The sequence below is a fragment of the Xanthomonas sp. NCPPB 2586 genome (assembly GCF_041475775.2).
In the GTDB taxonomy this organism is placed as follows: domain Bacteria; phylum Pseudomonadota; class Gammaproteobacteria; order Xanthomonadales; family Xanthomonadaceae; genus Xanthomonas; species Xanthomonas campestris.
In genome coordinates, this window is the sequence record NZ_CM192981.1 from 4,240,791 (window position 1) to 4,266,711 (window position 25,921).

Here is a 25,921-nt window from a genome sequence, read left to right on the forward strand (position 1 = left end):
CAGAATGGGCGTGGGCCGAATAGGCTTACGCCCATTTTGCTAAGAGCAGCTAACAAAACGTAGCGAGCAGTCGTCAGGTGGGTGCGGACGGCGCGGAGGAACCGGAGTGTACGTGGGTACATGAGGATTCCGAGCACCGGCCGCGTCCGCCTGACGGCTGCGCAGTAGTTTTGATAGCTGCTCTAAGTGGCGCAACTACAAAGCCCTGCGCTCTAGTCGGTGGTGTGGAAGCGCCTAGATGAACCGCGCGACCGCTCGCCGAGCCAGCCACGCCCTGTAGCCTGCCTATGGCGCGTTCTGCGGTGGATACGCACGATTCCGATTACTACGTTGGCTAGTTCGATGCCGCAACCGTCGCGGTGTCCGGAAACCATTGCGGCAGGCGTTCGGCAAACTTGGCTGCGCACTCGTCGGCGTAGGCTTGCGCGGTCTGTTTGACCAACGCGTAGTTGTTGGCCTCCCACTCCTCTAATGAGGCGGTGCGCGGGGTCGGTTGGCAGTTCAGGTTCACCGGGCTGGCCTTGCGCTTGAGCAAGCCGCTGCGTTCCCCACCGATGCTCACGGCATAACGCAGCTCATAAGGCGACTTTTCGTCGCCCAGGCTCTGATAGACCAGCAGCCAGTCGGACATCACGACCTGCAGCGGAAACGGTTCGACCGGAATGGCCGCCGGATGCCCGGTGAAATAACGCTTCAGATGCGTATTGACGGCATCGCGCTGCAGAACATAGCCCGGGTTGCCGATGTCCTTGATCTTTTCGCCTTTGAGCTGGCTTTTATTGAATATGGACGCACCGGCTCCGCCATATTTCAGGGTCAACAGATTGGTGGCAATTTGCACGCCCACCAGTGCGCCGGTATGCCCACGCCGCACCACGCGCAACATCTCGTCGCCGTTGGGTTGGCCGTTGGAACCTACGCTCAGCTGCGCATGCAACGGCAGTTGCAGGGCCCAGTCTGCCGAGGGCGCCAAGGCCATCTCGGTATCGGACAGCGCGGCGCCAGCCGTATGGCCTTCTGCCGCAGCTACAACCAACGTACCGGCAGTGGCTGCCGCGGCGTAGGCGGTTGCCTGCGAAAAATCACCCGCCACAAAGGCGGGCACCACTGCGGTGGCATCTGCACTGCGCGCAGGCGTACAGAACGTGCCGGCGGCGCGCATCTGCGCCTCATGGAAGGTGATGCCGTTGATCTGATGCACGTCGGCCGACTGCCCATACTGCTCGACCAGCTTGGCGATCACCGCATCGGTGACCGGTTGCTGCGCACACACCTTGGCGGCGGCCAGACGCGACCAGGCGAACTGCAACGCCGGATCCCAGCCCATGGCATCTTCGCCGGTGAATCCATGGTCGTAGTGATACGCGTAGATGGCCGGGTCGATGTCCTGCAGCGTCATCCCGCCCTGACCGGCATAGCCTGGCGGAATGTCCTGCGCCACGGCGGTACCAGCGAGCGCACACAGCAGTGCGGCAATCAACACGTTCATGAGAGTCCTTTCCACGGGAATGAGGGCCGCACTGCGCGCCCCCACGCAGTGCGGCAAGACAGCACCGTACATCTGTGCGGCGGTCGATGGCACAGGATTGATCCGTTGAAGACAACGCTAGGTCGCCCGGCGGATCAAGTCTGCAGGGATAGTGTGGGCCGGCGCAGGGCGTTTGGCAGTCAGGGCCGTCCCCACGCCGCTGTCGGGACGTCCCCTGGCGGGCGTGATGGATCAGGCGTGCAGAATGCCGTGTGCACCTTCCTGCCAGGCACGTGGCGACCGCAACGCGGCCAGTGTGCGTACCAGCTCGCGATAGCTGCCGGCCAGTTGCGCGAACAGACTGGCATCGCTGCAGCGCGTGTCGGCCACCTCCGCATAGGCGCCACGCCCCAGCTCGATGAAGTAGTCCACGTTCAAGCGCCGCCGCTGCGCCACGCCGGGAAACAGGCCGGCAATCAGCAGACAGCCGTCGCCGACATCGCGTAATGCGTCCGCACGCAGGCTGCCCGATTGCGACTGCGCATGCAGCCAGGCCAGCGCCTGAGTGCGCGACACCAGGTGCGCATCACGCTGGAAGCGCAGCAAGACAAACACCAGATAGTGCTCGCGCCATTCGTCCAGCGGCTGTGCGATGCGCTGCGCCGCCTCACGTACCAGCGCCTGCCACAGTTCGGCCGGCGCGCCCTGCTTGAAAGACTCGTGCATGTGTCCTCCTGCGTGGTGTGACCCTCGCAGAGACGAAAGCATATTCCGGGCCAAACTGTTGGCAGAGCGGCTGTGCGAGCGCTAATCAGTCATCTGCTGCCTCGCGTAGGAGCGGCCCTGGCCGCGAACGCTCGACCGAGAAAGCATCAGCATTATCGGTAACGCGTTCGCGGCCTAGGCCGCTCCTACGGGATGGCTGCGGCTTATGGCTTTGCTAGCGGCGGTGCGGCGCGCTCTTTGAAAAGCCATCAGCCATGCATCAATGTGGCGCCGCGTAGGAGCGGGCTGCGTGCTCACGACGCTGCTAGCAATTGTGCAGTGCGCGATTTCGGCGTTATTCCACCGTCACCGATTTGGCCAGATTCCGTGGCTTGTCCACATCGGTGCCGCGTGCCAGGGCGGTGTGATAGGCCAGCAACTGCACCGGGATGGTGTGGATCACCGGCGACAACACGCCGGCGTGGCGCGGTGTGCGGATCACATGCACGCCGTCGGACTCGCTGAAATGGCTGTCCTGATCGGCGAACACGAACAGTTCGCCCCCCCGCGCGCGCACTTCCTGCATGTTGGATTTGACCTTTTCCAGCAGCCGGTCATTCGGCGCGATCACCACCACCGGCATGGTGGCATCCACCAACGCCAGCGGGCCGTGCTTCAACTCGCCAGCCGGGTAGGCTTCGGCGTGGATATAGGAGATTTCCTTGAGCTTGAGCGCGCCTTCCAGCGCGATCGGGTAATGCAGGCCGCGGCCGAGGAACAGCGCATTCTCTTTCGGGGAAAAACGCTCGGCCCAGGCCATGATCTGCGGCTCCAGATTCAAGGCGTGCTGCACGCTACCTGGCAGAAAACGCAGCTGCTCCAGGTAGTCGGCTTCTTCGCTGTCGCTGATACGGCCCTGCAGCTTGCCCAGCACCATGGTCAGCTGGAACAACACTGCCAGCTGGGTGGTGAACGCCTTGGTCGAAGCGACGCCGATCTCGGCACCGGCGCGCGTGTAGCAGACCAGCTCGCTGGCGCGCGGGATGGCGCTCTCCGGCACGTTGCAGATCGACAAGGTGTGCAGATGCCCGAGCGACTTGGCGTATTTGAGCGCCTCCATCGTGTCCAACGTTTCGCCGGACTGCGAGATGGTGACGATCAAATGCTTCGGGTTGGCATAGGCGGCGCGGTAGCGGTATTCGCTGGCAATCTCCACGCTGCATGGCAAGCCGGCGATCGCTTCGATCCAGTAGCGCGCCGTAAGGCCGGCGTAGTAACTGGTGCCGCAGGCCAGGATCTGCACGCCTTCGATGTCGCGCAGCACCGCATCGGCATTTGGCCCGAACAACGATGCGGGGAAGCCCTTGGCATCGATCGCCGCTTCGATGGTGTCGGCCAGCGCACGCGGCTGCTCGTGGATTTCCTTCTGCATGAAGTGGCGGAACGGGCCCAGCTCCAGCGAGGCCAACGAGACATCGGACATATGCAGCGGGCGCTCCACCGGCGCGTCGCTCGCGTCGAACACGCGCACGCCATCGCGGCGCAATTCGGCGGTGTCGCCCTCTTCGAGAAAAATCACCTGCCGGGTGGCCTGCACAATCGCCGAGACATCGGAGGCAACGAAGTTTTCGCCCTCGCCCACGCCGATCAGCAATGGGCAGCCCATGCGCGCGCAGACGAAGCGCTCCTGCTCGGCCTGGCTCATCACCGCCAGCGCGTAGGCGCCAGTGAGTTCCTTCACCGTGCGCTGCAGCGCGCTGAGGAGATCGCCCGCATCGGCCAGATGGTGATGGATCAGATGCGCAATGACTTCGGTGTCGGTCTGCGACTCGAAGGTGTAGCCGAGCGCGCGCAGCTTTTCGCGCTGTTCCTCGTGGTTTTCGATGATGCCGTTGTGCACCAGCGCCACGCCGGCACTGATGTGCGGATGCGCATTGGCTTCGGTGACGCCGCCATGGGTGGCCCAGCGGGTATGGCCGATGCCCAGGGTCGCGCCAAACTGCTCGGCCTGCGCCGCCTGGGCCATTTCCGCCACCCGGCCAGTGCGGCGCACGCGGCGTACCTGCGTGCCGTCCAGCACCGCGATGCCGGAGGAATCATAGCCCCGGTACTCCAGACGCTTGAGCCCTTCGATGAGGACCGGAACCACGTCGCGCCCGGCGATGGCGCCGACAATGCCGCACATAGGACAACCTCTGGAGTGAAGCCGCGCATTTTAGCGTGTCCGCCGATGTCCGCTGCATGACCTCGAGCGGACAGGCTGTCCGCGCCGGTGTCCGCGGACACTGCGGACACTGCGCCAATTCCGAACAAATAAATATAAATCAATAGCTTACAGGTTGGCACGCGTCCTGCTTCAAGACATCCACGCCACCGAGCAAGCCGATCATGATCCGCGACACCTCCGCACAGGACCAGGTACTCCGCACCTCCTCCCAGACCGCGTCATGGCGCCGTTGGCTGTGGCCGGGCATTGCCGCGCTGGCGGTCCTCGCCGGCATCGGATGGGCGGTGACCGCCTGGAGCGCCGGCAGCCGCTCGTTCGACGCCGCCCGCGTGCGCATCGCCACCGTGAGCCAGGGCGATCTGGTGCGCGACATCGCCGCCGACGGCCGCGTGATCGCCGCCAACAGCCCGGTGCTTTACGCCATCTCTGCCGGCACGGTGACGCTGAGCGTGGTGGCCGGCGACGTGGTCAAGCAGGGCCAGGAACTCGCGCGCATCGACAGCCCCGAGCTGCGCAGCAAGCTGGCGCAGGAACAGGCCACCCTGGCCGGCCTGGAGGCCGAGTCCAGCCGCGCTGCCCTGGATGCCACGCTCGCCCGGGCCAGCGCCAGCAAGCTCACCGACCAGGCCAAGATCGACAAGCAGGCCGCTGTGCGCGACCTGGAGCGTTACCAGCGCGGCTACGATGGCGGCGCGGTGCCGCAGGTGGAACTGGCTAAGGCACAGGACACCTTGAAGAAGACCGATATCGACCTGCAACACGCGCAGCGCGATGCCGCCCTGAAGGGCCAGGGCGCGGACCTGGATTCGCGCAACAAGCGGCTGCTGGCCGACCGCCAGCGCGCGGTGGTGGCCGAAGTACAACGCCAGGTCGATGCGCTCACGCTGCTGTCGCCGTTCGATGGCCAGGTTGGCCAGGTGCAGGCGGTGCAGCACACCCAGGTGGCCGCCAATGCGCCCATCCTCGGCGTGGTGGATCTGTCCAAGTTCGAAGTCGAGATCAAGGTGCCGGAAAGCTTTGCGCGTGAGTTGGCGATCGGCATGCCGGCCCAGCTCACCAGCGGCAGTGGCGAACCCTTCGCCGGCGCCATTTCGGCGGTCTCGCCGGAAGTGGTCAATGGTGAAGTCACCGCGCGCATCCGTTTCACCGACAAGCAACCGCCCGGCCTGCGTCAGAGCCAGCGCATGAGCGCGCGGGTGGTGATCGACACGCGGCGCAATGTGCTCAAGGTCGAGCGCGGTCCCTTCGTCGAACAATCCGGTGGCAGCTACGCCTATGTGATGGAAGGCAGCACTGCCGCGCGCCGCCCGGTGAAGCTGGGCGTCAGCAGCCTGGGCGAAGTGCAGGTGCTCTCCGGCCTGCAGGCAGGCGACCGCGTGGTGGTTTCCGGCGCCGACAACTTCGGCGACGCCCCGCGCGTCACCGTGCACTGACTCGCACTCTCCTCTTTCTCTTCGCACAAGGATTTCGGCAATGCTCAAGATGCAATCGGTCTCCAAGGTCTTCCGCACCGAACAGGTGGAAACACACGCGCTGCGCTCGCTCGACCTGCATGTGCGCGAAGGCGAATTCGTCGCCGTCACCGGGCCATCGGGTTCGGGCAAGACCACCTTCCTCAACCTGGCCGGGCTGCTGGAAACCTTCACCAGCGGGCAGTACCTGCTCGACGGCGAGGATGTGAGCCATCTCTCCGACGACGCGCGCTCGCGCCTGCGCAACCAGAAGATCGGCTTCATCTTCCAGGGCTTCAACCTGATTCCCGACCTCAACCTGTTCGACAACGTCGATGTGCCGCTGCGCTATCGCGGCATGGCCGCCGCCGAGCGCAAGCAGCGCATCGAAGAAGCGCTGACCAAGGTCGGCCTGGGCTCGCGCCTGAAGCATTACCCCACCGAACTGTCGGGCGGCCAGCAGCAGCGCGCCGCGATCGCGCGCGCACTGGCCGGCAGCCCGCGCCTGCTGCTCGCCGACGAGCCCACCGGCAACCTCGACTCGCAGATGGCACGCGGAGTGATGGAACTGCTGGAAGAAATCAACAGCCAGGGCACCACCATCGTGATGGTCACCCACGACCCGGAACTGGCCGCACGCGCGCAGCGCAACGTACACATCGTCGATGGCCAGGCCACGGATCTGGAACGCAATCCCAGCCTGATGCGTGGGCCTGCCGCCGCATCCACCCTGGCCGACTGAGGAGCACGGCATGTTCGGCTATTACTTCAATCTCGCGGTGCGCAGCTTCCGCCGCAACAAGGTGCTCACCGCACTGATGGTGCTCGCCATCGCGCTGGGCATCGGCGCCAGCATGACCACGTTGACGGTGTTCTACGTGCTCTCGGGCGATCCGATCCCGCAGAAGAGCGATCGTTTGTTCAATGTCTTGGTCGATCCGATGCCCAAGGCCAGCTTTCAACCAGGTGACGAGCCCGATGACCAGGTGACACGCTTCGATGCGGAAACCCTGCTACGCGAGAAGCGCGCAAAACACCAGGCCATGATGACTGGTGGACGTGTGGCGATCGAACCGCCCAAGAGCGGAATGACGGCATTCAAGACAGAGGCACGCTACACATCGGCCGATTTTTTCCCCATGTTTGCCACGCCGTTCCTGTATGGCCAGGGCTGGTCCGCCGGCAGCGACCAGGGCCACGAACGTGTCGCGGTGATCAGCAAGAAACTCAACGACAAGCTGTTCGATGGGGGCAACAGCGTCGGCCGCGAATTGCGCGTGGACAAGAACACCTTCCGCATTGCCGGTGTGCTTGCCACGTGGACACCGAATCCGCGCTTCTACGACCTCACGGAAAGCTACGGCGCTGACGAACAGGTCTACGTGCCGTTCTCCACCGCCATCGACCTGAAGATGAGTCACTATGGCGGCATGAATTGCTTCGGCAAGGGTGACAACAAGGATCAGACAGCACTGAATGCGTCCTGCACCTGGATCCAGTACTGGGTGGAACTGGAAAGCCCGGCACAGGCAGACGATTACAAGGCGTACCTCAACAATTATTCCGACCAGCAACGTGCTGCCGGGCGTTTCGAGCGTCCAAACAACGTCCGCCTCCGCAATGTGATGGCCTGGCTCGACTATAAACAGGTGGTCCCCAGCGATGTGCGCCTGCAGCTGTGGCTGGCGCTGGGTTTCCTGCTGGTCTGCCTGCTCAATACCGTGGGCCTGCTACTGGCTAAATTCCTGCGTCGTAGCGGAGAGATTGGCGTCCGTCGCGCCCTGGGTGCGTCACGCGGCGCCATCTTCGCGCAGTGTTTGGTAGAGGCAGGGACAATCGGCCTGACCGGAGGTATCGCTGGGCTGGGACTAGCATGGCTAGGCTTGTGGGCAGTACGTCAGCAACCTGTCGAATACGCCGCACTGGCACATCTGGACCTGAAGATGTTGCTCATGACCTTCATGCTGGCGCTGATTGCCAGTCTGCTGGCGGGGCTCTTGCCGTCCTGGCGCGCCATCCAGGTCGCACCGGCGCTGCAGCTCAAATCGTCCTGACCACCACGCCTGTCGCACGCGACGGGCACGGCATCTCATTGAAGGTTAACGTCCATGGACATCCGCCCCATCATTTCCACATTGCGCCGCCACAAGACCGCCTCGGCACTCATCGTGCTAGAGATTGCGCTGGCCTGCGCCATTATCTGCAATGCCCTGTTCCTGATCGGCAACCGCATTGAAAAATTAGACCGTCCCAGCGGTATTGCCGAATCGGAACTGATCAGCATCCATCTAGGTGGGATCGGCACACAGGTCAACGCCGAGGTGCGTACACGCGAGGACCTAGCGGCACTACGGGCGATCCCGGGGGTGCGCAGCGTCATCATGACCAATCAGATCCCATTCGTTAACTACTCCTGGAACAGCAGCCTGGCGCTGACGCCCGACCAAGAACGCTCAACGCTCAACGCGGCGCAATACATGGTCAGTGAAGGTGCTGTCAGCACGCTAGGACTCCAGCTCACCTCCGGACGCGACTTCACGTCAGACGAGTACATGCCCGAAGAAACCGCACAGGAAGTCGCAGGGACGAGAGGCATCGCGATGATTGCCACGCAAGACACAGCCGACAAACTTTTCCCCGATCACAGTGCGTTGGGAAAAACCGTCTATGCAGGTGAGACACCGCTCAGGATCGTCGGCATCGTGCAGACATTGGCACGCCCCAATCCCGCTAATGGGATGGATCAGATCGAGTACTCGATGCTGCTTCCACTGCGCATTCCTTACACCGACGGCCAGTACATCATCCGTGTAACCGATGCATCGAGGCGGCAGGAAATTCTGCAAGCTGCGGTGGCAGCGCTGATGAAGGTGGACAATAGTCGCTTGGTGCTGAAGCAGGAAACCTACTCGCAGATCCGCGACGATTACTTCCGGAATGACCGCGCAATGATCTGGCTGCTTGGAGCAGTCTGCATCGCGCTACTGATCGTCACCGCACTCGGCATCGTCGGCCTGGCCAGCTTCTGGGTGCAGCAACGGACCAAGCAGATCGGCATCCGCCGCGCACTGGGTGCGACGCGCAGCCAGATCCTGCGCTATTTCCAGGTCGAGAATTTCCTGCTCGCCTCGATCGGCATCGTGCTTGGCATGCTCATGGCGTACTCGATCAATCTGTGGCTGATGGCCCGCTACGAGCTGCCACGCCTGCCGTTGGTCTATTTGCCGATCGGGGCAGTGACCTTGTGGGCACTTGGCCAGATCGCGGTGTTCTGGCCGGCACGCCGCGCGGCTGCGGTACCTCCGGCCGTCGCCACGCGCAGCGCCTGAGGCATTGCATGGGCCGTTGCCTCAAGCAGATCCGCAGGTGTGGCCGGAACCCGTCGCTGCAGGCGTTCTAGCCACAGACCACGGCGACTGCATTACTCAATTCGATGGATAGGATCCCCATGCGCCCTCTCGCCTGTTCCGTTATCGCAGTCAGCGCGCTCGCAATAGGGACCGCGGCAGGTGCGCTGCATGCCGGCAGCGGCACGCCGATGCGGGCCGCCACGCAGACTGCTGGCGACCGATACGGTCATCAGGTGTTGCGCGTCGATAATCACCAACTGCGCTGGCAACACAACGCACAGACGCTGGTCCTGACCAGCGCCGCCGCTGGCCTGCTGGTCGCCGATGCCAGCAACACGCTGCCGCTGCAACTGCGCAAGGGCGACCGTCTGCGTTCGGCCAATGGCCAGGGCATCGCTAGCGTGGCGGATCTACTGCGCGCCTTGCGCGCCGCAGCAGGCACACCGGTGACCGTGGAGGTGGTACGTGCGCAGGCGCCGCTGACGCTGCACTGGGCCGCGTCACTGTATGCCCCGTTGCTGCCGCCCGCGCCACCGCCGCCCCCATCGCCACCACGACCCGTAAGGTAGTTCAGTCGCCCGTCTTGGTCGCACGCGAGACATTCCACCGATTCTCTGGCGGCGCACGCATCACGCAGGATGCTCTGCCCTGCGGCCAGCAGCCGACATGCCGCCAATGGCATGCGGCAAGGCCGGCTGGCGCCGTATGCTGCGATCATTGACGCGCGCCACTTACCTCCAAGAGACCGCGATGCCGCAGATCCTGATCATCGATGACAACAGCGCGGTCGCCATGGCGCTGGAGGTCCTGTTCTCGCTGCATGACATCGAGTCGCGGCATGCGCATGCCCCGCAGGCAGGGCTGGACTTGCTGGAAGAGCAGCAATTCGACCTGGTCATCCAGGACATGAACTTCACCGCCGATACCACCTCCGGTGAGGAGGGCGAAGCGCTGTTTGCACAGATCCGCCAGCGCCACCCCGACCTGCCGGTGATCCTGCTCACCGCCTGGACGCACCTGGGCAGTGCGGTCGGCCTGGTCAAGGCCGGCGCGGCCGACTACATCGCCAAGCCCTGGGACGACACCAAGCTGCTGACCACGGTCAACAACCTGCTGGAATTGTCCGAAACCCGCCGCGAGCTGGAGCGCCGTCGCAACCGGGAACGCCGTGGCCGCGAACAGCTGGCCGAGCGCTACGATCTGCGCGGCGCGGTGTTTGCCGACCCCGCCAGCGAACGCGCAATCGCGCTGGCCTGCCAGGTCGCGCGATCGGATTTGCCGGTGCTGATCACCGGGCCCAACGGCAGCGGCAAGGAAAAGATCGCCGAGATCATCCAGGCCAATTCAGCGGTGAAGCGCGGGCCATTCGTCGCGCTGAACTGCGGCGCGCTGCCGGGCGAGTTGATCGAAGCCGAACTGTTCGGCGCCGAGGCCGGTGCCTACACCGGTGCCAACAAGGCACGCGAGGGCAAGTTCGAAGCTGCCGACGGCGGCACGCTGTTCCTGGACGAAATCGGCAACCTGCCGCTGGCCGGGCAGATGAAGTTGCTACGCGTGCTGGAAACCGGCCGCTATGAGCGCCTGGGCTCCAATCGCGAGCGTCACGCCAAGGTGCGCGTCATCAGCGCAACCAACGCCGACCTGCCGGCGATGATCCGCGATGGCAGCTTTCGCGAAGACCTGTATTACCGCCTCAACACCGTCGAAATCGCCTTGCCCGCACTGGCCGAACGGCCGGGCGATATCGCACCGCTGGCCGAGCACTTCCTGGCGGGCGAGACCCTGCTTTCGCCGCAAGCGCGCGATGCACTGCAGCGCCACAGCTGGCCGGGCAACGTGCGCGAGTTGCGTAATGTGCTGCAACGCGCGACGTTGCTGGCGCAGGGCGTGCGCATCGAGGCCACCGATCTCAACCTGCCGCGCAGTGCCGCAACACGTCCAGCCCCGCTGCCCGGCGGCGAGCCGGATCGCGCACGCATCGAACAGGCCTTGGCCCGCGCACAAGGGGTGATCGCGCAGGCTGCGGCCGATCTGGGCCTGAGCCGGCAGGCGCTGTACCGGCGCATGGACCGTTACGGCATCAGCCAGGACTAGGCCGATGCTGTCGCGCTCCTTCACCTTCTCGCTGTTTCTGCGCCTGCTCCCGGTGCTGGTGCTGGCTGCGGCCTTGCCGTGGGCCATTGCCTACTGGCTGGACCGTGGCTGGCAAGTGGCCGCCGTGTCGGCCGTGGTGGTGCTGCTGACGATGTGGTGGAGCCTGCAGCGCGCCACCGCACCGATGCGCTCGCTGTTCCGCGCCCTGGCCGGCACCACCAGCAGTTACCGCGATGGCGAATACAACTTCGGTGTGTACTGGCGCGGCAACGACGAGCTGGCGCAGTTGGTACAGGCGCATGCCGAACTGGGCGAGGTCTTGCGTGCGCAGCGGCGCGATCTGGTGCAGCGCGAACTGATGCTGGACACCATGTTGCAGAACACGCCGGTGGCCATGTTGCTGGTGGTGCCCGGCGGCGATGGCCTGCGCCGCATCGGGTTTTCCAACAACGCGGCGCGCAAGCTGCTGCATGGCGGCCGCAAGCTCGAGGGGCAGCATCTGGACGACGTGCTGGAGCGCATGCCCAACGAACTACGCGACGCGCTGGCACGTGGTGGCGACTGTCTGTTCGCGGTACGCGAAGACGGCGACGATGAAGACGACGAGCAGATCTATCACCTGTCGCGCCGCGCCTTCCATTTGAACGGTCGCGGCCACGAACTGCTGCTGATCCGCACCCTCACCACCGAACTGCGGCGCCAGGAAGTGCAGACCTGGAAGAAGGTGATCCGGGTGATCAGCCACGAATTGAACAACTCGCTCGCGCCGATCGCCTCGCTGGCGCACTCCGGCGCCGAGCTGCTGCGCCGTGAGCGCACCGATCGGCTGGGCACGGTGTTCGAGACCATCGAAGAACGCGCGCGCCACCTGGAAGGCTTCATTCGCGGCTATGCGCGCTTTGCCAAACTGCCGCAGCCGCAGTTGCAGACCATCGAATGGGCGCCGTTTCTGGAGCGCCTGCGGCAGCAGATTCCGTTCCAGCTGGAGGGCACGCCTGTCGATGTCTCCAGCCGCATCGATGCCGCACAGATCGAACAGGCGCTGCTCAACCTGCTGAAGAACGCACACGAGGCCTGCAGTGAGGCGCAGCCGCCCAACAGCGAGGTGGCGGTGCGCGTCACCCGCTTGCCGCAGTGGCTACGCATCGAAGTGCTGGACCGCGGCAATGGCATGAACGAGGCGGTGTTGCACAACGCACTGATGCCGTTCTATTCGACCAAGCGCAACGGCACCGGCCTGGGCCTGGCGCTGACGCGCGAAATTGCCGAAGCGCATGGTGGCCGTATTTCACTGCACAACCGCGAGCACGGCGGCCTGTGCGTGACGTTGTTGTTGCCGCTGGAACCGGGCAGCTAAGAGCGGCTAACAAAACGTAGCGAGCAGTCGTCAGGTGGATGCGGACGGCGCGGAGGAACCGGAGTGTACCGGCGTACATGAGGATTCCGAGCACCGGCCGCGCCCGCCTGACGGCTGCGCAGTAGTTTTGATAGCTGCTCTAAGCGCCAAGGCCACTGCATGCCGTGTTGAGGGGTTGCGCGAGCAGCCGGCAGTTGCACGTGGTGCACTCGCGCACCGCTGGATCATCCCCTGCAATCAACGTCGCAGCGCGTTCAATCATCGCGCAGCGTTGCCCGCGCTTCGATGCGCGGCCGCTGCAACGGCCCGCAGGCATCATCGGCGCCAGTAGTGCGCGTTGGGGCAACCGGCCCCTGATATCCCTGCCCGACGGTATTGCCAATGAACTGCCCGCCCTGCGATGGGCATTCGCCATCGGTTTTGAACCAGTCGGAGAACGCCGCGTACTTGCCGGCCCTGATGAAGCGGTTGCCCTGCACCAGCGTGGCATCCGAGCGGTCGCGGGTGCGAATCGCATCTCCGCTGATGTCGGTAAAGCTGTTGCCCTCGATGCGATTGCCCGAAGACCTGCGCGCCAGATACAGCGCATGGACATAGCCTGCCGTCTGGGCAGCATTCTCCACGGCACTGAAGTGATTGTGCTCGATCCGGTTGTTGCGCGAGTTCTGCAGCCGGATCGCCGCAAACGCGTAGGCCGCTTCAGGACTGCTGCCGTACACGCCGCCAATCCGTTCGAAGCGCATATCGCGGATCACGTTGTCGCTGTTGCCATCGGCGCTGCGCTTGCTGCTGCCCAGATCCAGCGCCATCCAGTAATTGCGGATGGTCAGGCCGGCGAATGTCACACGGGTCGGCGCGTCCTTGCCGCCTCGCAAGGTGAACCAGGTCGCCGCACCGCGCCCGTCGAACACCGGTGACGTCGCGCTGTCGGGTGCGGCGATGAAGCGCAGCGGCGCGCCGGTGATGACGTGCCATTGCACCGACTGCCGCTCATAGGTTCCCGCAGCGATGATCACATCTACCGCCGTAGCCGGCCGCTGCGCGATCAATCGCTGTTGTACGGCAGCGAGACTGCGCAACGCGGTGGCGGCGCTGGTGCCGGCCGCCATGTCATCGCCGTTAGGGGCGAGATACAGCCGGTAGACCGGTGCGGCTGCTGCATGTGGCGCGACACCCGCAATTGCCAGCCACACCATCAACCACGCAATGGAGGGTCGCATGCGCATGCAGCAGCTCCTGAGCTTTTCGGCGTGATGTATCGCGTCCGCAGCACCTGTGTCGTGCCGCAAACGCACAGCCCACTTTCGCTGGAACACAGGCACTTATTTCTTCTTGGGCCGCTCCCAGCCTTCAATCACGGTCTGACGTGGCCGCGCCACACTGAGCTGGTGGGGTGGCGCATCGCGGGTGATCACCGAGCCGGCGCCAATCGTGGCCCCTGTGCCGATCTCGATCGGCGCCACCAACGCACTATTGGAACCGACAAAGGCGCCGTCGCCGATCGTGGTCTGCGACTTGTTCACCCCGTCGTAGTTGCAGGTGATGGTGCCGGCGCCGATGTTGACCTTGCTGCCGATCACCGCATCCCCCAGGTAGGTCAGATGATTGGCCTTGCTGCCGGCGCCCATTACCACCTTCTTGGTTTCGACGAAGTTGCCGATATGCACGCCATCGGCGAGCACGGTGCCCGGGCGCAACCTCGCAAACGGCCCGATCTGCACCGCGCCTTCGGTCACCACGCCCTCCAGGTCGCAGTGCGCACGCACCTGGGTGCCGGCGGCCAGCTGCACATCGCGCAGACGCACGAACGGGCCGATCACCACGCCATCGCCCAGGGTCACCTCGCCTTCGAGGATCACGTCGATATCAAGCTGCACATCGTGTCCCACCTGCACGCGGCCGCGCTGCTCCACGCGCGCCGGGTCGGCCATGCGCACGCCCTGCAGGCACAGCGCACGGGCGGCGCGTAGCTGCCAGGCCCGCTCCAGCTGGGCAAGCTGCCACGGGTCGTTTGCGCCCTCCACGTCCTGCGGGTCGGCTACCTGCACCATGTCGGCAGGCGTGTAGTCGGCCGCGGCGCTGGCGAACACGTCGGTGAGATAGAACTCGCCCTGCGCGTTGTCGTTGGACAGCCCACCCAACCAACGCCGCAAGGCGGTGGATTCGGCGGTGAGAATGCCGGTGTTGATGGTGCGGATGCGGCGCTGCTCGTCATCGGCGTCCTTCTGCTCGACGATTGCCGCAACCTTGCCTTCCGGGTTACGCACGATGCGCCCGTAGCCGGTGGGGTTGGCAAGGTCCGCCACCAGCACCGCGATGCGGCCCGGCGCGTGCAGCAGCTCACGCAGGCTCTCGCTGCGGATCAGCGGCACATCGCCGTACAGCACCAGCACGGTCGCTGCGTCCGGCACTGCATGCAGCGCCTGCTGCACCGCATGCCCGGTGCCCAGCTGCTGGCGCTGTTCGGCCCACTGCAGATCCGGCTGGCCGGCGAATGCAGCCTGCACCTGCGCACCACCATGTCCATGCACCACGTGGATGGCCGCCGGCTGCAATTCCCGCGCGGTGGCGATCACATGCGCCAGCATCGGCTGGCCGGCCAGCGGCTGCAGCACCTTGGGCAGCGCCGAGCGCATGCGCTTGCCCTCGCCAGCGGCCAGGATCACGACGTGCAGAGGCAGGGTCATTGCAGGGTTCCATCGCAAAAGATGGCTTGAATTCTAGTCGCTGGCTGCCGCGCGCGTCGTGACCATCGCGGCTGCAACAGGCACCGATGACAGATTTTTAAGCGCCGCTGCCGTTAGGATGGGCGCCCCTCTCGACCTCCCCAGCACATGAGCCTGTTCCGCCAAGGCGGCCAGTTCGCGATGATCGGCGCCCTGCAATTGGCCGTGGACTGCAGCATTTTCATTGCGTGCACGGCCGCCGGCATGCCGGCAGTGCCCGCCAATCTGCTCGGGCGCATCAGTGGCGCCACGCTGGGGTTCTGGCTCAACGGACGCTTCACCTTCGCCCAGCAGGGCGATGCACGGCTGGGCTGGCAGCGCTTCGCGCGCTTTGCGGTGATGTGGCTGGCGTTGACGGTGATCAGCACCTGGCTACTCTCGGCCACCGTGGATCTGGTCGGCCTGCGCCAGGCCTGGCTGGCCAAGCCGCTGGTGGAAGGCGGGCTTGCGATCGTGTCGTTCTTCGTTGGCCGGCACGTGGTGTATCGCTGATCGCTGCAGGCGCGGACTACGCGATCATGGTGCTACTCCGCGACGCCATGCAGAAGCGCCGGCACGGCTGGCATGCGAAACAGATCGACCGGCCTGACTGCGGCGTACGTCGCTTGATTGGAGCGTCCCCCTCTTAAGGGGACGGCGCCGTAGTGGCAGCTCACTTGAGGGAACGGCGCCTTAGTGACGTCTCGCTTGCACGCGGTTTGATGACCCGGCCGATTAAGAGCAGCCAACAACACGACTCTGCAGCTGCCATGCGGGCGCGGCCGGTACTCGAAATCTTCATGTACCCCGCACACGCCGGTTGCTCCGCGCCGTCCGCAACCACCTGACGATTAGCCATTGCGTTCAACCGCTCTCGTGCACTTTAAGCGACGCGCAGCAACGGCGCGTTCACCGCATCAGTCATGGGCGTGAGATCACACAAACAATCGCACACCACACCCATCAGCCAGATCAGCGGCAGAAATCGCCCAGACCGCGAACCAGCGCGGCGCGGTGTACCGCATCCAGTTGCCATTGCGCGGAATAGTGCGCCGCCGCCCGCGCCGTGCTGGCCGGGCAGTTGGGCGCGGCGCGTGCAGCGACGGCTTCGGCCAGGGCATCGAGCAGTTCGCCTTGCAACGCATCCAGCCGCACACGCAAGGTCGGCAGGTCTGGCCGCGCGGTGTCCGGCGCACGGCCGCGCTCATGCCATCGGTTCAGCAGCGCGTACTGCACCGATTTGTTGGCCTCGATCTGCGCGCCGAAGAACCGCGCTGCATCGTCGGGGTCCAGCCCATGCGCCGGCGCCTGGTCGCGCACGTTCTGCAGCACTGCCGCTTCGCGTGCCTGATCCAGCACTGGCTTGCCGCTATCCCATTTACTCAATGCCACTGCGTCGCCAAGCGCGTTGCGCTCGACGATCTTGTCCAGCAACGGTGCGAGCGGTGGCTGGCTGCGCGCAGGCAACGCACAGCCCAGCAACGCCACGGCAAGCGCGCCGGTCAGCGCGCAACCACGTAGGCCATCAGTCAGACGGGTCATGGGGGTTTCCTCGTTGAAGGTGAAGGGCATCGCGCTATCGCAGCATCTCCGGCAGCAGTGCGACCCGGGCCGGCAGTGTGCCGCCTGGTTGTGTCCAACGATGCCGACCACCGCAGGCACATCGCCAAAAACGAAAACGCCGGCACAAGGCCGGCGTTTGTCGTCTGACGCTGTGTCTCGCAACTCAATGCTTGAGCGTGCGACGCAGCCGCTCCAGTGCCTGCAACTGCACCGTGGCTTCGGCCAGCTGACGCTGCGCCTGTTCCACGTCCACCGTATCGCCACGGTTGGCGAGCAGACGCTCGGCTTCTTCCTTGGCCTTGCGCACAGCCGCTTCGTCGATGTCCTGCGCACGAATGGCAGTGTCGACCAGCACGGTCACCACCTGCGGCTGCACCTCGAGGATGCCGCCGGAGATCGCAAAGTCCAGCTGCTCGCCGCTGGCGGTAGTCACCACCACCTTGCCTGGCTTGAGACGGGTGATCAGCGGCGCGTGCTTGGGCGCGATGCCCAGCTCGCCCAGTTCCCCGGTCGCCACGACCAGGGTCGCCTCACCGCGGAAGATCTCCTGCTCGGCGCTGACGATGTCGCAACGGATAGTGCTCATGGTGCCTCACTGTGTGAGGCGGGAATCGGGAATCGGGAGTGGGGAATCGGAAGAGCGGCATGCTGCACGCTTTTCCATTCCTCTCAATTCCGATTCACCGATGCCCCGCCTTTACGATTCCCGATTCCCGATTCCCGATTCCAGCCGCGCAGCGGCTGGGATCGCATCAGGCCTTGGCGCTCATCTTGTTGGCCTTCTCGACCGCTTCTTCGATGCTGCCGACCATGTAGAACGCCTGTTCCGGCAGGTGGTCGTATTCGCCGTCGCAGATCGCCTTGAAGCCGCGGATCGTGTCCTTCAGCGAGACGTACTTGCCCGGCGAGCCGGTGAACACTTCGGCCACGTGGAACGGCTGGCTGAAGAAGCGTTCGATCTTGCGGGCGCGCGACACCGACTGCTTGTCTTCTTCGCTCAGCTCGTCCATGCCCAGGATCGCGATGATGTCCTTCAGTTCCTTGTACTTCTGCAAGGTCTGCTGGACGCGCTGGGCGGTGTCGTAATGCTCGTGGCCGATCACCAGCGGGTCCATCTGGCGGCTGGTGGAGTCCAGCGGATCCACGGCCGGGTAGATACCCAGCGAGGCGATGTTACGGCTCAGCGTGACGGTCGAGTCCAAGTGGGCGAAGGTGGTCGCCGGCGACGGGTCGGTCAGGTCGTCCGCGGGCACGTACACGGCCTGGATCGAGGTGATCGAACCGCTCTTGGTCGAGGTGATGCGCTCCTGCAGCACGCCCATTTCCTCGGCCAGGGTGGGCTGGTAACCCACGGCCGACGGCATGCGGCCGAGCAGCGCGGACACTTCGGTACCGGCCAGCGTGTAGCGGTAAATGTTGTCCACGAACAACAGCACGTCCTTGCCCTTGCCGCTGGCGTCCTTCTCATCGCGGAAGTACTCGGCCATGGTCAGGCCGGTCAATGCAACGCGCAGACGGTTGCCCGGCGGCTCGTTCATCTGGCCGTACACCATCGCCACCTTGTCCAGGACGTTGGAGTCCTTCATCTCATGGTAGAAGTCGTTGCCCTCACGGGTACGTTCACCCACGCCGGCGAACACGGACAGGCCCGAGTGCGCCTTGGCGATGTTGTTGATGAGTTCCATCATGTTGACGGTCTTGCCGACGCCGGCGCCGCCGAACAGGCCGACCTTGCCGCCCTTGGCGAACGGGCACATGAGGTCGATCACCTTGATGCCGGTTTCCAGCAGTTCGGTGCTGGACGACTGGTCTTCGTACGACGGCGCAGCGCGGTGGATTTCCCAATGGTCCGAGGCCTGCACGTCGCCGGCTTCGTCGATCGGACGACCCAGCACGTCCATGATGCGGCCCAGCGTCCCGGCGCCAACCGGCACCGAAATCGCACGCTCGGTGTTGGTGGCCAGCAGGTTGCGCTTCAATCCGTCGGTGGAGCCGAGCGCAATCGTGCGCACGACGCCGTCGCCGAGCTGCTGCTGCACTTCCAGGGTGATGGCGGTGCCTTCGACCTTCAGCGCGTGATAGACCTTCGGCACTTCATTGCGCTGGAATTCGACGTCGACGACCGCGCCGATGATCTGAACGATCTTGCCCTGACTCATTTGGATAACTCCACTAATGTCTGTTCGATTCTGGTGTCGGGAATGGGGAAACGGGATTCGGGATTGGGAAGATCAAGTGCCACTGCCTCGACCATTCCCGATTCACCATTCCCTATTCCCGGCTATACGGCGGCCGCGCCGCTGACGATTTCCGAAATTTCCTGGGTGATCGCCGCCTGACGCGCCTTGTTGTAGACCAGTTGCAAGGTGCCGATCATCTTGTTGGCGTTGTCGCTGGCCGCCTTCATCGCCACCATGCGCGCGGCGTGCTCGGAGGCCACGTTTTCCAGCACGGCCTGGTACACCAGCGACTCGATGTAACGCGTCATCACGTGCTCCAGCACGGTGGCAGCATCGGGTTCGTACAGGTAGTCCCAGTCGTGGTGTGCCACCTTGTGCTCGGCGGCCGGAAGCGGCAGCAACTGCTCGAAGCTGGCCTTCTGCGTCATGGTGTTCACGAAGCGGTTGTAGACCAGATACACGCGGTCCACCTTGCCCTCGGTGAAGGCATCCAGCATCACCTTGATCACGCCCACCAACTGCTCGATGTGCGGGCTGTCGCCCAGATGCGTGACGCTGCCGACCATGTTGACCTTGATCCGGCGGAAGAACGCCGAGGCCTTCTGACCGATGGTGACCACGTCGATCTCGGCACCCTTGTCCTGCCACGGGCGCACTTCGCCCAGCATCTTGCGGAACAGGTTGTTGTTCAGACCGCCGGCCAGGCCGCGGTCAGAAGAGATCACGATGTAGCCGACCCGCTTGACCTGCTCACGCTCCACCAGGAACGGATGCTGATAGTCGGTGCTGGCCTGCGCCAGATGCCCGATCACCTGCTTCATGGCCTGCGCGTAGGGACGCGAGGTCTTCATGCGTTCCTGCGCCTTGCGGATCTTGGAGGCCGAGACCATTTCGAGCGCGCGCGTCACCTTGCGGGTGTTCTGCACGCTCTTGATCTTGGTTTTGATTTCGCGTCCGCCTGCCATACTCGCTCGCTTCGCTCACTTAGTGGGAATGGGGAATCGTGAGTGGGGAATTGGCACAGCCAACCCGCTTTGACGATTCCCGATTCTCTATTCCCGATTCCCGCAGCTGGACTTACCAGCTGCCCGTGGTCTTGAACTCTTCGATGCCCTTCTTGAACGCGGCTTCGATGTCGTTGTCCCAACCGCCGGTGGTGTTGATCTTGGAGACCAGCTCACCCTGGGTGTTGGCGAAGTGCGCGTGCAGGCCTTCTTCGAACGCCAGCAGCTTGTTGACCGGCACTTCATCGAGGTAGCCCTCGTTGACGGCATAGATCGACAGCGCCTGGTTGGCGATGGACATCGGCGCGTACTGCTTCTGCTTCATCAGCTCGGTGACGCGCTGACCGCGCTCGAGCTGCTTGCGGGTGGCTTCGTCCAGGTCCGAGGCGAACTGCGCGAACGCAGCCAGCTCACGGTACTGCGCCAGCGAGATACGGATGCCGCCGGACAGCTTCTTGATGATCTTGGTCTGGGCCGCACCACCGACGCGCGACACCGAGATACCGGCGTTCACGGCCGGACGGATACCGGCGTTGAACAGGTCGGTTTCCAGGAAGATCTGGCCGTCGGTGATCGAAATCACGTTGGTCGGCACGAACGCGGAGACGTCGCCGGCCTGCGTTTCGATGATCGGCAGCGCCGTCAGCGAACCGGTCTTGCCGGTCACCGCACCGTTGGTGAACTTCTCCACGTACTCCTCGGACACGCGCGCAGCGCGCTCGAGCAGACGCGAGTGCAGATAGAACACGTCGCCCGGATAGGCTTCGCGGCCCGGCGGGCGCTTGAGCAGCAGCGAGATCTGGCGGTAGGCCACGGCCTGCTTGGACAGATCGTCGTACACGATCAGCGCGTCTTCGCCGCGGTCCATGAAGTATTCGCCCATGGTGCAGCCGGCGTAGGGGCTGATGTACTGCATCGCGGCCGATTCGGACGCGGTCGCAGCCACCACCACGGTGTGCGCCAGCGCGCCGTTTTCTTCGAGCTTGCGCACGATGTTGGCAACGGTCGAGGCCTTCTGGCCGATCGCCACGTACACGCACTTGATGCCGGTGCCCTTCTGGTTGATCACCGCATCGATCGCCAGCGCGGTCTTGCCGGTCTGGCGGTCGCCGATCACCAGCTCGCGCTGGCCACGGCCGATCGGGATCATCGCATCGACCGACTTGTAACCGGTCTGCACCGGCTGGTCGACCGACTTGCGCCAGATCACGCCCGGGGCCACACGCTCCACCGGTGCGGTCTGGGTGGCGCCCAGCGGGCCCTTGCCGTCGATCGGCTCGCCCAGTGCGTTGACCACGCGGCCCAGCAGCTCAGGGCCGACCGGCACTTCCAGGATGCGGCCGGTGGTCTTGGCCACGTCGCCTTCGCGCAGGTTCTCGTAATCGCCCAGCACCACCGCGCCGACCGAATCGCGCTCCAGGTTCAGCGCCAGGGCGAAGGTGTTGTTCGGCAGTTCGATCATTTCGCCCTGCATCACGTCGGCCAGGCCGAAGATGCGCACGATGCCGTCGGACACGCTGGTCACGGAGCCTTCGTTGCGCGACTCGGCGGACAGCTTGACCGCCTCGATGCGGGTCTTGATCAGGTCGCTGATTTCGGAGGGGTTGAGCGTGGTTGCCATCGTTCAGTCCTAGGTGCCGGCCGCGAGGGCCATGCGTTTATGTGAATTCAGTGGGCGAGCGAGTTCTGCAGGCGCGCAAGCTTGCCCTTCAGCGAGCCGTCGATGACCATCTCGCCGGTGTCGATCACCGCGCCGCCGATCAGCGAAGCGTCCACCGCGGTGGTGACATCCACCTCGCGCCCGAAGCGCTTCTTCAGCGCGGCAGTGATCGTGGCCAGCTCGGCCGGGCTCATGTCGGTGGCCGAGGTCACCGTCGCTTTCACGACGTGCTCGGCTTCGGCACGCAACTGCTCGTACAACCCTGCAATTTCCGGCAGCAGGGCCAGCCGTTGTGCATCGGCCAACAGGCCGAGAAAACGCTGATAGTCCGCTTCGGCAGCCGGCGGCGCCAGCAGCGTCACCGCCTGATCCTGGTGCAGCGCCGGATTCAGCAACAGCGCAGCCACGCGCGGATCGCCGGCGACCTGCGCCGAGAACGCAAGTGCATCGGACCAGGGCGCGAACTTGCCGCCCTCACGCGCAATCGCGAATGCGGCACGGGCGTAGGGACGGGCAAGTGTGAGGGCCTGGCTCATCGATCAGATCTCCGCTGCCAGTTCGTCGAGCAGTGCCTTGTGGGCAGTGGCATCGATTTCGCGCTTGAGCAGCTTTTCGGCACCGCTGACAGCCAGCGACGACACCTGACGGCGCAGTTCCTCGCGGGCACGGGTGGCCGATGCGTCGATTTCGGCCTGGGCCAGATCCTTCTGACGGTTGGCTTCGGCAATCGCTTCGAGCTTGGCCGCTTCGATGATCTGATTGGCGCGCGCGTGGGCCTGGTCGATGATCTCGTTGGCCTTGGTGCGTGCGTCCTTCAGCGCCTCGTTGACCTTCTCCTGCGCCTGCGCCAGATCCTTCTGGCTCCGGTCGGCCGCAGCCAGACCTTCAGCAATCTTTTGCTGACGCTCTTCGATCGCCTTCAACAGCGGCGGCCAGATTTTGGTCGCGACGATCCAGATCAGACCGGCGAAGGCCAGCGCCTGGGCAAAGATGGTAAGGGTGATGTCCATGGGTCGCTCAATCGCTCTTTAGGGGTGAAAGCGCCGCCGCACGGCGACGCTTTCCGACCTTCATCCGCGGACGCAACCACCATGGCTGCGTCCACATCCTGCTACCGCTGGATCAGCCGGCAGCCTGCGACAGACGCTCGATGAACACCTGGGCCAGCGGGTTGGCGAAGGCGAACAGCAGGCCGACAGCGACGCTGATGATGAATGCGGCGTCGATCAGGCCTGCGGTGATGAACATGCGGACCTGCAGCACCGGGATCAGTTCCGGCTGGCGAGCGGCAGATTCCAGGAACTTGCCAGCCATGATGGCCAGACCGAGGCCGGCACCCAGCGCGGCCAGGCCGATCATGATGCCGACGGCGAGGACGGTGGAGCTCTGGACTTGGGCGAGGTTGGTCAGGACGGCGAGGTACATGGTGATCTCCGAACGAAAGTTTCTAAGGGTGATGGATAAATCGGGATAAAGCGGATGAAGGGTGAAACGAAACTCAGTGACTGTCTTCCGCAAGGCTCAGGTACACGATCGACAGCATCATGAAAATGAAGGCCTGTAGCGGAATCACCAACAGGTGGAACAGCATCCAGCCGAGGCCGAATACGCCGCCGGCAACCATGCCGGCGATGCCCGCACCGCCCAGCACCCAGATCAGCAGGAAGACGATCTCGCCGCCGAACATGTTGCCGAACAGTCGCATCGCCAGCGAAATCGGCTTGCTCAGCCACTCGACGATGTTCAGGAGCAGGTTGAACGGCATCATCCACTTGCCGAACGGCGCCGTGAGGAATTCCTTGGTCATGCCGCCCACGCCCTTGGAGCGCAGCGAGAAGACGATCATCAGGAAGAACACGCTGATCGACATGCCCAAGGTGGCATTGACGTCGGCGGTGGGGACCGGCTTCCAGGCGTGGATGCCAGCCCACCCCAGCGGGATGGCGATGAAGTCGGCCGGGATCATCTTGATGAGATTCATCAACAGGATCCAGAAGAAGATCGTGATCGCGATCGGGGTCACCAGCTTGCTGGTGCCGTGATAGGTGTCCTTGGCCTGGCGATCGACAAATTCCAGGCAGATCTCGACAAACGCCTGCCACTTGCCCGGCACGCCGGCAGTGGCATTGCGCGTGGCCATCCAGAATGCGAAGACCATCACCAGGCCCATCAACACGGCCATGACCAGGGTGTCGACGTGGATGGTCCAGAACGTGCCGCCGCCATCCCGCACCGGATAAACCAGGTTCTGCAGGTGGTGCTGGATATAGGAGGTAGGTGTTGCTGCCTCGCCCGCCATGTGTCCGGAGCCCTTTAAGTTCGAATCAACGCCTGGCCAGAGCCAGAACTTGAAAAATCAGCCCGATGGCGATACCCGCCAACAAGGCCAGAGGAGGCAGCCGCCACAGGGCAAAGCCCAGCGCCAGCGCCACGAAAACCAACACCCACTTCAGCACCATCGCCAGAATCAGACGGACCATGGCAATGCCCGCCGCCTGGATGCCGCCCCCCAGCGCCGTCCGCGCCGCCACCCAGCCGCCCAACACCGTCGCAAACCCGGTCAATGCCAGACCGGCAGAGTAACGGGGCCCCATCAGCAGCAAGCCCAGACTGGTTATAGCTACAGCGGCAAGCGGATATACCGCAGCGCGCAGCATCAACCGCCGACCCGCGTCAACGGAGTTCAGCACTACGGGTACCTTGCGTGTGGATGGGTGGGAAGCGCAGATGCGCCTCGTCGAGCCGCGAAAGTATAGCAATTGGACAAATTGCGAGACAACCGGGAGAAGTCATGAACTTATTGCGACGCACCATGCCGGTGCCACGCAACGGGAGGAACTTTGCCACAAACCGGCTGTCAGAACCTGCGAGGCCTGCACATCCTCGTCGAAAGGTTCCACTGCAGGCTGCGTCTAGGAGCCCTGGGAGACCGGGGCTCCTGCTTTTATGACGCATTTTGTCGCACCCCCACTTTCCCACCTCCGGTCCAATCCGCCGACCTCCGCGGCGGTGTGACAGCGCTCAGACACCACAATGGTGCGTATTGACCCGGATGTCGCGGGACAGGCCAAGCGGACCGTTTTGTCCGATTGCTAGGAAGTTCTTCACTTCGGTACCACAACGCTTTCACTTTTGGTGGACGCGCTTTTACCGATAGTGCGCGCCACAGGCCCGATCGCCTGCCTACCAAGAATACGGAGCTCCCCATGAAACACCTGCTCGCACTGGCCATCCCGTGCGTTTTGGCCGCTGCCTATGCAGCGCCTGCCCACGCCGAAGATACCGATGATCGCTTCCAGATCCGTCTTGGCGCGATGAACATCGATAACGACAACACCCTGCGTGGCAACACCGTGGTGGCTGGCAACGAAATCTCCCTGGACCAGGATTTCGATTTCGGTGGCAAGGAGTGGGAGCCGCGCATCGATGGCGTGTTCCGCATGAGCACCCGCCAGCGCTTGATCTTTGACTACTTCAAGTACGACAAGGATCGCCGCGAGACCCTGGGCGAAGACGTCAGCGCCGGCGGCTTCACCGTGCCGAGCGGCAGCTTCATCAAGGGCGAGCTCAAGTACCAGGTGGCCAGCCTGGTGTACGACTACTCGGTCGTCGACAGTCCGGAATTCAGCCTGGGCCTGCAGATCGGTGCCGAATACGCCAAGGTCGAGGCCAACGCCTACGCCGACCTGGGTGACGTGTTCACCGGCGACGTGCTCGACGAGAGCGAAGACGGCGTGGCACCGGTGGTGGGTATCCGCTTCACCGCACGTCCGAGCGAGCATTGGCTGTTCAACGTGCAGGGCCAGTACCTCAACACCAGCTGGGGAGATTTTGGCGACTACTCAGGCGACCTGAGCCGTGCCAATGCGATGGCCGAATACCGCTTCACCAAGAACTTCGGCATCTTCGCCGGCTACGACTGGTTCAAGCTCGACGTCGACCAGCGCGGCAGCGATGGCCTGATCGGCCTGAAGCAGGAGTTCAAGGGCCCGGTTGCAGGCGTGACGTTCGCGTTCTGATCTGCGCTGCACCTGTGTGACGCAACGCCCCGCCTTGTGCGGGGCGTTGTGGTTTTGGTGTTTGCATCTGCGTCTGCGCGTTACGCAACGCGCTGCATTCAGCATGCGCAAGGCGCGACTGCTGCATAAACCTGGGAT

Annotated in this window: 24 protein-coding genes and 2 other RNA genes; 9 read left to right on the top strand and 17 right to left on the bottom strand. The window is 64.1% G+C overall.

Annotated elements, in window-relative coordinates; genetic code table 11:
• Nucleotides 1-47: 47 nt before the first annotated feature.
• The 4 genes from ACCQ09_RS18580 to glmS form a co-directional block, all read right to left on the bottom strand.
• Nucleotides 48-122, bottom strand: a non-coding RNA gene (locus ACCQ09_RS18580) — sX9 sRNA.
• A gap of 212 nt (nt 123-334) precedes the next feature.
• Nucleotides 335-1,489, bottom strand: coding sequence for a hypothetical protein (locus tag ACCQ09_RS18585; protein ID WP_228428431.1), 1,155 nt, complete (start codon nt 1,487-1,489; stop codon nt 335-337).
• 231 nt (nt 1,490-1,720) lie between these two features.
• Nucleotides 1,721-2,194: a hypothetical protein gene (locus tag ACCQ09_RS18590; RefSeq protein WP_016945130.1), complete on the bottom strand. Its 474-nt coding sequence runs from the start codon at nt 2,192-2,194 to the stop codon at nt 1,721-1,723.
• Between the two features lie 334 nt (nt 2,195-2,528).
• Nucleotides 2,529-4,358 carry a glutamine--fructose-6-phosphate transaminase (isomerizing) gene (gene glmS, locus ACCQ09_RS18595; RefSeq protein WP_228428430.1) on the bottom strand — a complete coding sequence of 610 codons (1,830 nt, stop codon included), beginning with the start codon at nt 4,356-4,358 and terminating at the stop codon, nt 2,529-2,531.
• A 203-nt stretch (nt 4,359-4,561) separates the two neighbouring features.
• Between glmS and ACCQ09_RS18600 the strand changes: the two genes are divergently transcribed.
• From ACCQ09_RS18600 to ACCQ09_RS18630, 7 genes are all read left to right on the top strand, one after another.
• The gene (locus ACCQ09_RS18600; RefSeq protein WP_228428429.1) at nt 4,562-5,833 is read left to right on the top strand and encodes an efflux RND transporter periplasmic adaptor subunit; all 1,272 of its coding nucleotides are present in this window, start codon (nt 4,562-4,564) and stop codon (nt 5,831-5,833) included.
• Between the two features lie 40 nt (nt 5,834-5,873).
• On the top strand, nt 5,874-6,593 hold the full coding sequence (locus ACCQ09_RS18605) for an ABC transporter ATP-binding protein (protein ID WP_050911724.1): 720 nt from the start codon (nt 5,874-5,876) through the stop codon (nt 6,591-6,593).
• 10 nt (nt 6,594-6,603) lie between these two features.
• Nucleotides 6,604-7,905 carry an ABC transporter permease gene (locus tag ACCQ09_RS18610; RefSeq protein ID WP_014506519.1) on the top strand — a complete coding sequence of 434 codons (1,302 nt, stop codon included), beginning with the start codon at nt 6,604-6,606 and terminating at the stop codon, nt 7,903-7,905.
• Between the two features lie 54 nt (nt 7,906-7,959).
• Nucleotides 7,960-9,180, top strand: coding sequence for an ABC transporter permease (locus ACCQ09_RS18615; RefSeq protein WP_116670399.1), 1,221 nt, complete (start codon nt 7,960-7,962; stop codon nt 9,178-9,180).
• 119 nt (nt 9,181-9,299) lie between these two features.
• The gene (locus ACCQ09_RS18620) at nt 9,300-9,770 is read left to right on the top strand and encodes a PDZ domain-containing protein (RefSeq protein ID WP_012439309.1); all 471 of its coding nucleotides are present in this window, start codon (nt 9,300-9,302) and stop codon (nt 9,768-9,770) included.
• A 181-nt stretch (nt 9,771-9,951) separates the two neighbouring features.
• Complete coding sequence (locus ACCQ09_RS18625) at nt 9,952-11,295, top strand: sigma-54-dependent transcriptional regulator (RefSeq protein ID WP_050911727.1); 1,344 nt, start codon at nt 9,952-9,954, stop codon at nt 11,293-11,295.
• A gap of 4 nt (nt 11,296-11,299) precedes the next feature.
• Nucleotides 11,300-12,652 (top strand): sensor histidine kinase, encoded by a 1,353-nt coding sequence (locus ACCQ09_RS18630; protein ID WP_115003859.1) that lies wholly within the window; start codon nt 11,300-11,302, stop codon nt 12,650-12,652.
• Between the two features lie 4 nt (nt 12,653-12,656).
• Here the strand turns inward: ACCQ09_RS18630 and ACCQ09_RS18635 are convergent.
• The 3 genes from ACCQ09_RS18635 to glmU all read right to left on the bottom strand — a co-directional run bounded on the left by ACCQ09_RS18635 (nt 12,657) and on the right by glmU (nt 15,339).
• Nucleotides 12,657-12,731, bottom strand: a non-coding RNA gene (locus tag ACCQ09_RS18635) — sX9 sRNA.
• Between the two features lie 175 nt (nt 12,732-12,906).
• Nucleotides 12,907-13,878: a right-handed parallel beta-helix repeat-containing protein gene (locus tag ACCQ09_RS18640; RefSeq protein ID WP_228428428.1), complete on the bottom strand. Its 972-nt coding sequence runs from the start codon at nt 13,876-13,878 to the stop codon at nt 12,907-12,909.
• A 96-nt stretch (nt 13,879-13,974) separates the two neighbouring features.
• The gene (gene glmU, locus ACCQ09_RS18645) at nt 13,975-15,339 is read right to left on the bottom strand and encodes a bifunctional UDP-N-acetylglucosamine diphosphorylase/glucosamine-1-phosphate N-acetyltransferase GlmU (RefSeq protein WP_040941852.1); all 1,365 of its coding nucleotides are present in this window, start codon (nt 15,337-15,339) and stop codon (nt 13,975-13,977) included.
• Nucleotides 15,340-15,486: 147 nt separating this feature from the next.
• Here glmU and ACCQ09_RS18650 point away from each other — a divergent pair, with 147 nt between their 5' ends.
• Nucleotides 15,487-15,870: a GtrA family protein gene (locus ACCQ09_RS18650; protein ID WP_040941853.1), complete on the top strand. Its 384-nt coding sequence runs from the start codon at nt 15,487-15,489 to the stop codon at nt 15,868-15,870.
• Between the two features lie 459 nt (nt 15,871-16,329).
• Here ACCQ09_RS18650 and ACCQ09_RS18655 read toward each other — a convergent pair whose 3' ends face one another.
• The 10 genes from ACCQ09_RS18655 to ACCQ09_RS18700 all read right to left on the bottom strand — a co-directional run bounded on the left by ACCQ09_RS18655 (nt 16,330) and on the right by ACCQ09_RS18700 (nt 24,454).
• Nucleotides 16,330-16,899, bottom strand: coding sequence for a chorismate mutase (locus ACCQ09_RS18655; RefSeq protein ID WP_040942392.1), 570 nt, complete (start codon nt 16,897-16,899; stop codon nt 16,330-16,332).
• A gap of 184 nt (nt 16,900-17,083) precedes the next feature.
• On the bottom strand, nt 17,084-17,506 hold the full coding sequence (locus ACCQ09_RS18660; RefSeq protein WP_011035802.1) for a F0F1 ATP synthase subunit epsilon: 423 nt from the start codon (nt 17,504-17,506) through the stop codon (nt 17,084-17,086).
• A gap of 166 nt (nt 17,507-17,672) precedes the next feature.
• Complete coding sequence (gene atpD / locus ACCQ09_RS18665) at nt 17,673-19,079, bottom strand: F0F1 ATP synthase subunit beta (RefSeq protein ID WP_012439316.1); 1,407 nt, start codon at nt 19,077-19,079, stop codon at nt 17,673-17,675.
• 122 nt (nt 19,080-19,201) lie between these two features.
• Entirely contained in the window at nt 19,202-20,065 is an 864-nt protein-coding gene (gene atpG, locus ACCQ09_RS18670; protein ID WP_011035800.1) for a F0F1 ATP synthase subunit gamma, read from the bottom strand.
• Nucleotides 20,066-20,177: 112 nt separating this feature from the next.
• On the bottom strand, nt 20,178-21,725 hold the full coding sequence (gene atpA, locus ACCQ09_RS18675) for a F0F1 ATP synthase subunit alpha (protein ID WP_011035799.1): 1,548 nt from the start codon (nt 21,723-21,725) through the stop codon (nt 20,178-20,180).
• Nucleotides 21,726-21,772: 47 nt separating this feature from the next.
• Entirely contained in the window at nt 21,773-22,300 is a 528-nt protein-coding gene (locus ACCQ09_RS18680; protein WP_011035798.1) for a F0F1 ATP synthase subunit delta, read from the bottom strand.
• 3 nt (nt 22,301-22,303) lie between these two features.
• Nucleotides 22,304-22,774 (bottom strand): F0F1 ATP synthase subunit B, encoded by a 471-nt coding sequence (locus ACCQ09_RS18685; protein WP_011035797.1) that lies wholly within the window; start codon nt 22,772-22,774, stop codon nt 22,304-22,306.
• Nucleotides 22,775-22,886: 112 nt separating this feature from the next.
• Nucleotides 22,887-23,189, bottom strand: coding sequence for a F0F1 ATP synthase subunit C (gene atpE / locus ACCQ09_RS18690; protein ID WP_002814105.1), 303 nt, complete (start codon nt 23,187-23,189; stop codon nt 22,887-22,889).
• Between the two features lie 73 nt (nt 23,190-23,262).
• Complete coding sequence (gene atpB / locus ACCQ09_RS18695) at nt 23,263-24,063, bottom strand: F0F1 ATP synthase subunit A (protein ID WP_011035796.1); 801 nt, start codon at nt 24,061-24,063, stop codon at nt 23,263-23,265.
• A gap of 25 nt (nt 24,064-24,088) precedes the next feature.
• Nucleotides 24,089-24,454 carry a hypothetical protein gene (locus ACCQ09_RS18700; RefSeq protein WP_011035795.1) on the bottom strand — a complete coding sequence of 122 codons (366 nt, stop codon included), beginning with the start codon at nt 24,452-24,454 and terminating at the stop codon, nt 24,089-24,091.
• Nucleotides 24,455-24,970: 516 nt separating this feature from the next.
• Here ACCQ09_RS18700 and ACCQ09_RS18705 point away from each other — a divergent pair.
• Complete coding sequence (locus tag ACCQ09_RS18705; protein ID WP_012439318.1) at nt 24,971-25,783, top strand: hypothetical protein; 813 nt, start codon at nt 24,971-24,973, stop codon at nt 25,781-25,783.
• Nucleotides 25,784-25,921 lie beyond the last annotated feature (138 nt).

Coding starts and splice junctions, on each gene's coding strand:
- ACCQ09_RS18600 (WP_228428429.1), top strand. CDS start 4,562: ATGATCCGCGACACCTCCGCACAGGACCAGGTACTCCGCACCTCCTCC.
- ACCQ09_RS18655 (WP_040942392.1), bottom strand. CDS start 16,899: ATGACCCGTCTGACTGATGGCCTACGTGGTTGCGCGCTGACCGGCGCG.
- ACCQ09_RS18625 (WP_050911727.1), top strand. CDS start 9,952: ATGCCGCAGATCCTGATCATCGATGACAACAGCGCGGTCGCCATGGCG.
- glmS (WP_228428430.1), bottom strand. CDS start 4,358: ATGTGCGGCATTGTCGGCGCCATCGCCGGGCGCGACGTGGTTCCGGTC.
- ACCQ09_RS18605 (WP_050911724.1), top strand. CDS start 5,874: ATGCTCAAGATGCAATCGGTCTCCAAGGTCTTCCGCACCGAACAGGTG.
- ACCQ09_RS18650 (WP_040941853.1), top strand. CDS start 15,487: ATGAGCCTGTTCCGCCAAGGCGGCCAGTTCGCGATGATCGGCGCCCTG.
- atpE (WP_002814105.1), bottom strand. CDS start 23,189: ATGTACCTCGCCGTCCTGACCAACCTCGCCCAAGTCCAGAGCTCCACC.
- atpA (WP_011035799.1), bottom strand. CDS start 21,725: ATGGCAACCACGCTCAACCCCTCCGAAATCAGCGACCTGATCAAGACC.
- atpG (WP_011035800.1), bottom strand. CDS start 20,065: ATGGCAGGCGGACGCGAAATCAAAACCAAGATCAAGAGCGTGCAGAAC.
- ACCQ09_RS18590 (WP_016945130.1), bottom strand. CDS start 2,194: ATGCACGAGTCTTTCAAGCAGGGCGCGCCGGCCGAACTGTGGCAGGCG.
- atpB (WP_011035796.1), bottom strand. CDS start 24,063: ATGGCGGGCGAGGCAGCAACACCTACCTCCTATATCCAGCACCACCTG.
- ACCQ09_RS18660 (WP_011035802.1), bottom strand. CDS start 17,506: ATGAGCACTATCCGTTGCGACATCGTCAGCGCCGAGCAGGAGATCTTC.
- glmU (WP_040941852.1), bottom strand. CDS start 15,339: ATGACCCTGCCTCTGCACGTCGTGATCCTGGCCGCTGGCGAGGGCAAG.
- ACCQ09_RS18630 (WP_115003859.1), top strand. CDS start 11,300: ATGCTGTCGCGCTCCTTCACCTTCTCGCTGTTTCTGCGCCTGCTCCCG.
- ACCQ09_RS18615 (WP_116670399.1), top strand. CDS start 7,960: ATGGACATCCGCCCCATCATTTCCACATTGCGCCGCCACAAGACCGCC.
- ACCQ09_RS18705 (WP_012439318.1), top strand. CDS start 24,971: ATGAAACACCTGCTCGCACTGGCCATCCCGTGCGTTTTGGCCGCTGCC.
- ACCQ09_RS18585 (WP_228428431.1), bottom strand. CDS start 1,489: ATGAACGTGTTGATTGCCGCACTGCTGTGTGCGCTCGCTGGTACCGCC.
- atpD (WP_012439316.1), bottom strand. CDS start 19,079: ATGAGTCAGGGCAAGATCGTTCAGATCATCGGCGCGGTCGTCGACGTC.
- ACCQ09_RS18610 (WP_014506519.1), top strand. CDS start 6,604: ATGTTCGGCTATTACTTCAATCTCGCGGTGCGCAGCTTCCGCCGCAAC.
- ACCQ09_RS18680 (WP_011035798.1), bottom strand. CDS start 22,300: ATGAGCCAGGCCCTCACACTTGCCCGTCCCTACGCCCGTGCCGCATTC.
- ACCQ09_RS18620 (WP_012439309.1), top strand. CDS start 9,300: ATGCGCCCTCTCGCCTGTTCCGTTATCGCAGTCAGCGCGCTCGCAATA.
- ACCQ09_RS18640 (WP_228428428.1), bottom strand. CDS start 13,878: ATGCGCATGCGACCCTCCATTGCGTGGTTGATGGTGTGGCTGGCAATT.
- ACCQ09_RS18685 (WP_011035797.1), bottom strand. CDS start 22,774: ATGGACATCACCCTTACCATCTTTGCCCAGGCGCTGGCCTTCGCCGGT.